This window comes from Bacillus sp. 95MFCvi2.1, assembly GCF_000374965.1.
In the GTDB taxonomy this organism is placed as follows: Bacteria; Bacillota; Bacilli; order Bacillales; family Bacillaceae_G; genus Bacillus_A; species Bacillus_A pseudomycoides.
The window spans coordinates 1-8,656 of the sequence record NZ_KB895754.1; the positions used below are offsets into that span (position 1 = coordinate 1).

Below are 8,656 nucleotides of genomic sequence, written 5' to 3' on the forward strand. Positions count from 1 at the left end.
ATCACCCAAAGATTATCTAGTCCTCTATTCATTACTTCACTTTGAATAAAGTGAATAAGTTCACCTATTAACCCTTTACCTCTAAACTTTTCAATTGTAGCTACACTTTCCATTCGGGCCTGTTTTTCATGTTCAAAAATACAAGCGATGGAACATGCTACTCCATTGTATCTAAGTAGATAGTGAGTGAATGCTGGATGTTGGAATTCATCTTGAAAAGCTTTTTTTCTAACTTCGCCTCCTAACTCTTTTATACTACATTCAATATCTAAAGCTTCTTCAAAATTTAATTCAGATACCTCTTCAATAGTAACTTTTTCATTTTTATCTTTTTTAGTTAATTTCTTATTCCATAATTGGACTGGACTTATTAATTCTTCAAATCCAAAATTCTTTATTTGTAATTCAGAAATCAGTTTTTCTTGCATATCTAAGTTGTATATATAAAATCTAGGTACTATATTTTTAGTCTTATAGAAATGGACTACTTCATCTACTATCATTTGTGGATTTAAACTTACTACACTTACATGTGCATGATTTGCATCATAATAATATGGGTTACTTTCATTACAAAATATAGAACCCCATGATTTCTCTATTCGGCTAGTAAAGGTTTCAAGATATGCAAAATCAAGTTCAAGAACATTTTTTAAACTAGTCATACGATATTTCCTCTTCTCTATTTATTTCTTCAATATCTTCTATACTTTATTATACATTTAAATATTTTAATTTTCAGTTTTTTAGTTGAAATATATTTCATACCCTTCAAAAAATATTTTCAAGAAAAAATGAAAGTAAACTTTTGAATAAAAGTTTACTTTGTACATTAATTAATAATTGTATACAAATTTATAGATATGATAGTCGTTTTTCCCTATACTTACTATAAAGAGGTGAACTTGAATGAAATTTAAGATTAAACAAAATCCTATTCATATGATTATATTTCTATTAACTATTTTCATTTTTATTGCTATGCTGTTCATACAAGGTACTAATAATATTTACCTAAGTTGTATGATTCTGTTAAACATAATCAATTTTTTATTTATTTACAGATCCACTTATAAAATTACTGACAAATCATTAATTATCAAATATTATTTTACAAATACTGAAATACCTTTTGAAGATATCCAGCATATCAAATACCATGGAAAGTCATTGAATTCACAAGACTGGTCAAGACAACGATTAGAAATTATGTATGGATTATTTAACACTTTGACAGTTTGTGTACCAAAAAAAGAAGAAGAATTCATTAATTTATTAAAAAATAAATGTCCTCACATACAAATAATAGACAAGCCCATTAAACAATAAGAACAATGGGCTTATTTTTATTTAAAATCTAGAAAACTGCCAATGTAAACTTTCAACTATTTTATAAAAAAGTTTGATCAAAAGTGCCAATAGTTTAACTGTTGTTTTATATGTCAAAACTGTTATTAGAATTATTAAGGGGAGTTGATCATTTTGATTGGTACTCTCACAAAGAATCATCAGGGTAGATATGTATTACCCGATGGACAATACTTTACAACTGGTGATGATATTGAGGTTAAGCTAGAGCTAACTTGGATTTTTTAATAGGATTCACTTTTATTTATAATTGTTAGTGATTAATCAATTACTTATGTTTAATTTTAAGTTAATCATTATTTCTAGTTTTAGTCTGAATTTTCATTTTCTGCTTTATTTTATCTTATCCATTAAGAAATTTAATGTTTCTTTTAGCCCACCTTTATAAGGGGTAGCTATAATTTCACCTATTCTATTTTCATATTTTTCTCCCCTTAGAGTAAATCCTTCTTCTGTAGGATACATTATTTCTACTACTTCCTTCATAACCGGATCAAACAATCCACTTATACGAATTACATTTTTATTTAATGGAATAACTAATTTTTTATTTCCAGTAATTTCACGTGCAATTTTTATTATTTCTTTTCCTGAAATCAATTCGGCACCAGGTATATTCCAATTCTCTCCATAAGAATCGTCTCTATTTGCTATTTCCACAATCATCTTAGCGGCATCTGGTAAATAGACATAGTCTCGTGGTATTTTTAGATTACCAATGAAAATAGAGATTTTATTTCCTGCTAGTCTAGTCAATGTTGGTTGTAAATACGAGTTCTGCGAAGTTATACCATAGTAGTCCGGTAACCTAACAATTAATGCTTTTGCATTTTCACACCCTTAACGGAAATCAGGGTACAGTCTCAGTATTTAATATCCAAGATGATGGTAGTCTGGTTAGATTGCAGGTTGCTGCTTCGACTAACTTTCCTTATTATGGATCACAAGGGTTAGCTGTTCTTTGATTCTATTTGGTCCATCACATTTGCTGGAGTATAAAAGTCTCTCTTAATGTATGAGTCATCTTCAACTAACGAGGACTTGAGTTGAAGATAAAAATAAAAAACGAATCATCAAATAACTTCCAACAAAACTAATTATCAATAGCAAAGTAGAGGTCTCGCCACATGCCCATCAAGCTAATATTTTGAAGTACCCCCAAAACAAAAATTCCATCTCACTTTTTTGTTTTATAGATTATTAATTTCTTTTAACACATGAAGATTTCGTTCAAACTCAAATAAAAATAGAGTCTCAAGATTCTTTTCTTGAGACTCTATTTTTTATTTCAAAAAGGAAATCATGATTTTCTCTAATTCAGCCTTATTTAAAATATCATCAATGATTACAATTTGATAGGAACTGTCCTTTCCTTTTTCCATAATCGCTGATTGATAAATCGTATAACTGAACTCCCCTTTTTTATATCTTGAATTAATAATTGGTTTTGGTTTTCCAAGTGTAATATCTGTATCAACTTTTTCCTTCTTTAGCTCATAGCCTTTTGCTGTATAAGTTGGTTTTTCAATTGGAAAATCCACCAATTTCTGCGCTTCCTTAACTGTATATCTGGAATGTGAATAGATTTTTTCCCAATAATGGGCCAAGAGTGTTGCCAATTTCCTCTGATTTTTTTTCATCTTCTGGTTCTAAATGCTCAAGGCTACCTAGGGCTATTGTCTTTTTATCTATGATATACGCCTCTGTTTGCAATTTGACCACCTTTATATCTGCATCGACACCAAATTGGTTACGTTGAGCAGCACACTGACTTTGAGTATTGTATAATGGAAATATCCTCAGAATATAGTTGTTTCAGGATTGAAGTACCTGTTTTTTGTTAAATTCTTTTGCTCCTCGATGGGTCAATATGCAGCATATGATGCAACATACAGTTGCCGCTAGTAATACATAGAAACCACCATTCCATCCTACCTTGTCAACCATTACACCAAAGAGTGTAGTACCTAAAGATGCACCTAGAATGTAACTCATAAAACCTCTCAAACCAACCGCAGAACCAACGGCGAAAGGTGGAACCACCTCCATAGTTTGTACTGAAGCCAGAAACTGCGGAATGTAAATCAAGCATCCAATAATAGCAGCGAAAATAGTGACCCAATGTAAAGATGTACTTTGCCAGTAACCAATGATACAGATGAATATCAATGTCATAGCAATGATTGCTGGAGGCATGCGGTGCCCTTTGAATAACTTGTCTGATAGATAACCGGCCAGAAGAGTAGAAGGAATGGCTGCCCATTCAAAGAATAAAAAGGCAACACTCATCTCTTCTTTAGTGAAATGTTTTACATTCAACAAATAAATGGGCAACCAGCTTATAATGCCGAAACGAACCATGTAAACAAAAACATCTACCAAGGAAACGAACCATGCATTTTTGTTAAATAAAACATAATTCCTAAAAATCTGCCAAGCATTCATGTCTACTGGCGGTTTGGAATCAGCCCTTTGTTGCATTTTCGAATCGGGTTCATCCTTGATGATTTCGCTTAACGGAGGCAAGCCCTCGCTTACCGGTGATCCTTTAATAAGGGTTAGTATCACCATTGCAATAACAATAGCTATTGCAGCCGGAACCTGGTAGTTTGCCGCTTGCCAGTGATTGGAGCCTAACATAGCAAAACTGACACCAACGATAGGCGCTACGATGCCTCCACCTATATTGTGCGAAATATTCCATATGGCACCGACAGTTCCTCTTTCCTTACGCGGGAACCAGTTTGCAATAGTAATAAAGCTAGGTCCAACTCCCATTCCCTGAAAAAATCCATTGAGAACAACGAGAACTGCAAACATCCAGAATGCGGTGCTGAAGCCCATCATAATATTGACCATAGCGCACAGAAGCAAACCAAGCGCCATATACCTTTTAGGATTAGCTTTGTCTGCTATACTACTCATTAACCCCTTACTAATTCCATAAGCGATAAGCATGGAACTGCTTAATAATCCTACTTCTGTAGCACTAAGATTGAGTTGTTCCTTCAGATAAGGAGTAGATAAGGCAAAATTGTTACGTACTATATAGTAAGCTATATAACCGAAGAACACGCCTAATAAAGATTGTAGCCGGAAAAGCCTATAGGTTTTTTGAACCTGGTCTGATGCTATTTTTGTAGTAGCGATTTTAGGTTTCAAAAATGAGAACATACTATCTACCTCGATTTCTTTACTTTGATTTACGGAAAAAACTTAGATTGGCATGAAATTTAGTATTTCAATAGAGGCCAACTTGTCGGAAACGTTTTCAAAAATACTTGTGTTATATCATCCCTCCTTTGTTAAATTATCTTATATGTCAACTCGTTAAACTATCAGCAAATATCTGATTTTATGTAAGATAATATCCTACATAAAACCATTTATGGCTATTTGCTGTCACACCTTCGACATAAATAATAGTTTTGTATACAATCTTCCATAGATTTCGTGGATCGTTCTGAAGTAATATATAAATATAAATTTTGAAAACCCTGAATCGAGTAGGATTCGGTAAATCGGATTCAATTAGGGTATTTTCACATATTACATAAATCCCTCGCCTGCAAGAATGGAGGAAAGTATGATAAATTGGTTGAGGCTTTTTTTTATATTGCTTATTACTTTACTTTCGATAGGATGTCAGCATGAGCGTTCAAGCCCTCAAATTATTTTCTCCGAATCTGACACCATGCCTGTTGGTTCACAAGGTGACAAGCCCTCTCCTGTACGGATCGCAATTTCAAGTGTGTTATCACCGACTGATACAATTATGTACTATAGGAAAATAGCTAACTATATCGGAGAGAAGCTTCATAGACCTGCAATTCTAATTCAGCGCAAGAGTTATAATGAAATTAGTATGTTGATGATGAATGGAGGTGCTGATATAGCCATACTTTCAACAGGAGCATATATTACCTACAGACATGTTGAAGGACTTGAAGCAATTGCCATGCAAGAGCGAATGGGAGTTCCATATTATTATGGTTATGTCGTCGTAAACCGCAAAAATGAACTATCCAGTATACATGATTTAAGAGGGAAAAACGTTGCTTTTAGCGATCCAACCAGTTATTCCGGATATATTTTTGTGAGGAAAAAATTAGCTGAATTAAGTGAAACGCCCGAGCATTTCTTTGGTCGTTATGTTTTTACATATAATCATGAAAGCTCCCTAAGCGCTGTGATAAATGGTGTTGTTGACGCTGCAGCTGTTGATAGCTTAGTCTTTGAGCGTACCAAACTTAAAAATCCAGAACTGATTAAGAATTTGAAAATTATTGCAAAAACGGAACCGATTGGTACCGGTCCTGTTGTCATCAGCAGTAATTTACCTGATGAAGAGAAGCGAATTATCAAGGAAAGTTTCATTTCTATGCACGAACAAAAAATAATAAAACCAGCGTTTCAGGGACTGTTCATTGATCGTTTTGTTCCATTTGAACCCCAATTATATGAGGGTCACCTATGAAATGGCTGAATAAATTACAAATAAACCAAAAGATATTTGGAGCTATATTCGTTTCGCTACTCTTTCTCGCTCTAGTATTAGGATGTATCATTTGGGAATCACTCACAAAAATCATGACAGAGGACCTTAAAAAACGTGGTGTAAATATCGCTGAAAATATTGCGGCATTGTCTTCGGATTACATTCTGACTGATGACTACTATTCGATTCATCTTCTCATTACCCGGGCACAGGAAGCTAACAAAGACGTTCGTTATATACTGGTCATTAACAATAATAATGTTCTTGTCGGAAATACATTCTCCAAACACTTACCGAAAGGAATATTAAACGCACATAAGCCTGATGATATCAATAATGGAAATTACGCTATACTAACTTCAGATGAAGGAAATATCCATGACATACTGGTTCCAATCGAAGAGGGAGATGTAGGATTTGTTAGAGTTGGAATGGCAGAAAAACAGGCGAAAAGCTATATTTTTACTAAAATTATAGAATTGGTTGTTGCTACATTTTTGGTCTGTATGGGGGCTGCAGGTATAGCTTATTATGTGACTCGTATCATTACTCGACCAATCAATAGTTTAGTTGATACAGCAACAGGCATATCAGCCGGTAATTTATCCTTAAGGGCTAAAGCAGAGAGTGACGATGAAGTTGGAAAATTAGCACGGGCTTTTAATGAAATGGCTGACAACCTAATTAGTTCCAGCACTGCAGTAGAAAAATTATTGAAGGAACTTCAAGAAAAGGATGCCCTTCGAGATACGTTGATTTTGAAACTATTATCCGCTCATGAGGAGGAGAGAAAAAGAATTTCTCGTGAACTTCATGATGAAACAAGCCAAGCCCTTACTTTTCTAATGGTTACAATGCGGATTTTGGCTAATGAAGTTAAAGATATCGAGCAACAAGAGCTACTTAATGTAAGCCGAGAAACTGCGGCAAGTATTTTGCGAGAAATTAGAGATTTAGCGGTAGAATTAAGACCACCCATCCTTGATGATATAGGTTTAATTCCGGCATTAAGGAAACATGCAAGAAAGTTTGAAGAAAAATTCGCTCTTACTGTAATTCTACACGCTCCCGATGATGACATTGCTGCCATAGATAGTCATACTGCTGTAGCACTATACCGAATTGTTCAAGAAAGTCTTACCAATGTAGTGAAACATACAGTAGCAACTGAGATTGTGATTAACATGGAAATCAAGGATTGTTCTATCGAGTTGAGCATCCATGATAACGGTCACGGTATACGTGAGACCGATTTTGAAAAAGCTCGCCAGCAAAATCGGATCGGAATATATGGAATGAAGGAAAGAGCCGAATTACTGGATGGTTCATTTTTTATCAAAACTCACAATATCGGTGGGACCGAAGTTAGGGTGTCTATCCCATTAAAACAGAGAGAAGGGTGTCATGATGAAAAAGACAATCAACATAATGCTAGTTGATGACCATGCCTTGATGAGATCAGGTTTAAAACTCCTATTGCAAAAAAGACCGTCCTTAAAAGTTGTAGGTGAAGCCTCTGATGGACTTGAAGCACTCCGGCTTTACGACATTTTAAGGCCCGATATTCTGATATTGGATATATCTTTGCCGCGCTTAGATGGAATCCAAGTTCTCACAGAGATTAAATTACGTTATGAACAAGCGAAAGTCATAGTGCTCACCATGCACGAGGACGAAGACTATGTAACATTAATCATGAACGCGGGAGCTTCAGGTTACGTCCCTAAAGCAGCCGTAGATGAAGAATTATACACTGCTATTGATTCCGTTATGGATGGATACCTATACCTTCGCCCAAAGGAAATTTCAACGATGCTAAAAAGATTGCAAAACGAAACAGAGTCCCGAAATCCTTATGTAATTCTAAGCCCACGTGAACGGGAGGTATTGCAGTTTCTTGTTAAAGGATTTTCATTGTCTGAAATTGCTCAAGAATTAACTATCAGTATAAAAACGGTTGATACTCATAAGACGAGAATGTTGAACAAACTTAATCTTTCTAAAAAAAGTGAACTTGTTCAATATGCCATAAAGTATAATTTAATAAACATGAAATAACAGGGTAATGTATGTTATAAAAGATCTTATCTCTTCCGACATCCTTATCATATAGCTTTTTTAGGTTTTGTTGCAAAGTTTCCGAAGACATAAAGAGATGGGGAATATTGCGGACTAGTTTTATGAAACTATTAATAATTCATGTAATGTGTTATACGTCGAAAAAACGAAGTTCGGTTGAAGACTTCGCTTTTGTTTGTATATGGCATGAACAGTTTCTATACCTTTAATAGTACGTGAGGCATGGCGAAGCTTATCAAGAAGTAGCTATATATATTGAGTTTTACAACAACCGAAGGATTCATTCTAGTATTTTAGATTTATCACCAAATGAATTTTATCGACGAATACAAACAGAACCGTTACAAATCAAAGAAGTTAGAGTATGAGGCGAGATTTTTTTCTTGTCTCACATAAAAAGAAGTAATTTTATGAAATAAAGAGCAATTCTATGAAACAATGAGTTAAGGATAGTATGTGTCCAAAATTAGGGAGTTAATCCGCTTTGTTATAATATTAATTTTTTTATATATATTACATTATTTTCAAATAAAACCTTTCATTTCAATTATCATGAATATATATCTTATGCTAGTGAGGTTTACATAATCTATCATTATCTGTAGCAAAAATGTTAATGCCGTAATTACATAAAGAAAAAGAATCCCTTATGATTTCTGGGATTCTTTTTCTTGTTTAAAGTTTGCTCACACAAATGATCTGCACATCAAT

The 8,656-nt window shown here is 34.0% G+C and carries 8 protein-coding genes and 3 pseudogenes; 6 read left to right on the forward strand and 5 right to left on the reverse strand.

The window, feature by feature from the left end; translation table 11 throughout:
* Positions 1-665, reverse strand: a 665-nt coding sequence (locus tag C568_RS0129725) for a GNAT family N-acetyltransferase (protein ID WP_018783674.1), incomplete at its 3' end; no start/stop codon positions are given.
* A gap of 244 nt (positions 666-909) precedes the next feature.
* Between C568_RS0129725 and C568_RS0129730 the strand changes: the two genes are divergently transcribed.
* Entirely contained in the window at positions 910-1,329 is a 420-nt protein-coding gene (locus C568_RS0129730) for a PH domain-containing protein (RefSeq protein WP_018783675.1), read from the forward strand.
* 372 nt (positions 1,330-1,701) lie between these two features.
* Here the strand turns inward: C568_RS0129730 and C568_RS31570 are convergent.
* A pseudogene (locus tag C568_RS31570) lies at positions 1,702-2,202 on the reverse strand (epimerase); the annotation flags it as partial.
* On the opposite strand from C568_RS31570, the pseudogene C568_RS34500 reads away from it, so the two are divergent.
* Positions 2,196-2,333: pseudogene (locus C568_RS34500) on the forward strand (lactonase family protein); the annotation flags it as partial. The pseudogenes C568_RS31570 and C568_RS34500 sit on opposite strands and share 7 nt — an antisense overlap.
* A 318-nt stretch (positions 2,334-2,651) precedes the next feature.
* Here C568_RS34500 and C568_RS35955 read toward each other — a convergent pair.
* Together C568_RS35955 and pgtP are read right to left on the reverse strand one after the other, a co-directional pair.
* Positions 2,652-2,975, reverse strand: coding sequence for a hypothetical protein (locus C568_RS35955; RefSeq protein ID WP_029428027.1), 324 nt, complete (start codon positions 2,973-2,975; stop codon positions 2,652-2,654).
* A gap of 208 nt (positions 2,976-3,183) precedes the next feature.
* Positions 3,184-4,542, reverse strand: a complete 1,359-nt coding sequence (gene pgtP, locus C568_RS0129750; protein WP_006093706.1) for a phosphoglycerate transporter PgtP — start codon at positions 4,540-4,542, stop codon at positions 3,184-3,186.
* 412 nt (positions 4,543-4,954) lie between these two features.
* Here pgtP and C568_RS0129755 point away from each other — a divergent pair, with 412 nt between their 5' ends.
* From C568_RS0129755 to C568_RS0129765, 3 genes are read left to right on the forward strand one after another with little or no spacing between them, the layout of a single operon-like run.
* Positions 4,955-5,845, forward strand: coding sequence for a substrate-binding domain-containing protein (locus C568_RS0129755; protein ID WP_018783677.1), 891 nt, complete (start codon positions 4,955-4,957; stop codon positions 5,843-5,845).
* Positions 5,842-7,305, forward strand: coding sequence for a HAMP domain-containing sensor histidine kinase (locus C568_RS0129760; protein ID WP_018783678.1), 1,464 nt, complete (start codon positions 5,842-5,844; stop codon positions 7,303-7,305). Before C568_RS0129755 ends, C568_RS0129760 begins: the two co-directional genes overlap by 4 nt.
* The gene (locus tag C568_RS0129765) at positions 7,274-7,924 is read left to right on the forward strand and encodes a response regulator (protein WP_018783679.1); all 651 of its coding nucleotides are present in this window, start codon (positions 7,274-7,276) and stop codon (positions 7,922-7,924) included. Before C568_RS0129760 ends, C568_RS0129765 begins: the two co-directional genes overlap by 32 nt.
* A 120-nt stretch (positions 7,925-8,044) precedes the next feature.
* On the opposite strand, the pseudogene C568_RS35960 reads toward C568_RS0129765, so the two are convergent.
* Positions 8,045-8,176, reverse strand: a pseudogene (locus tag C568_RS35960) (IS6 family transposase); the annotation flags it as partial.
* Between C568_RS35960 and C568_RS36625 the strand changes: the two are divergent.
* Positions 8,161-8,313 carry an IS3 family transposase gene (locus C568_RS36625; RefSeq protein WP_123767163.1) on the forward strand — a complete coding sequence of 51 codons (153 nt, stop codon included), beginning with the start codon at positions 8,161-8,163 and terminating at the stop codon, positions 8,311-8,313. The pseudogene C568_RS35960 and the gene C568_RS36625 sit on opposite strands and share 16 nt — an antisense overlap.
* Positions 8,314-8,656: the final 343 nt, after the last annotated feature.

Bases quoted from the DNA above. Each gene is read 5' to 3' on its own strand.
- C568_RS0129730 (WP_018783675.1), top strand. From the start codon at position 910: ATGAAATTTAAGATTAAACAAAATCCTATTCATATGATTATATTTCTA.
- pgtP (WP_006093706.1), bottom strand. From the start codon at position 4,542: ATGTTCTCATTTTTGAAACCTAAAATCGCTACTACAAAAATAGCATCA.
- C568_RS0129755 (WP_018783677.1), top strand. From the start codon at position 4,955: ATGATAAATTGGTTGAGGCTTTTTTTTATATTGCTTATTACTTTACTT.
- C568_RS0129760 (WP_018783678.1), top strand. From the start codon at position 5,842: ATGAAATGGCTGAATAAATTACAAATAAACCAAAAGATATTTGGAGCT.
- C568_RS0129765 (WP_018783679.1), top strand. From the start codon at position 7,274: ATGAAAAAGACAATCAACATAATGCTAGTTGATGACCATGCCTTGATG.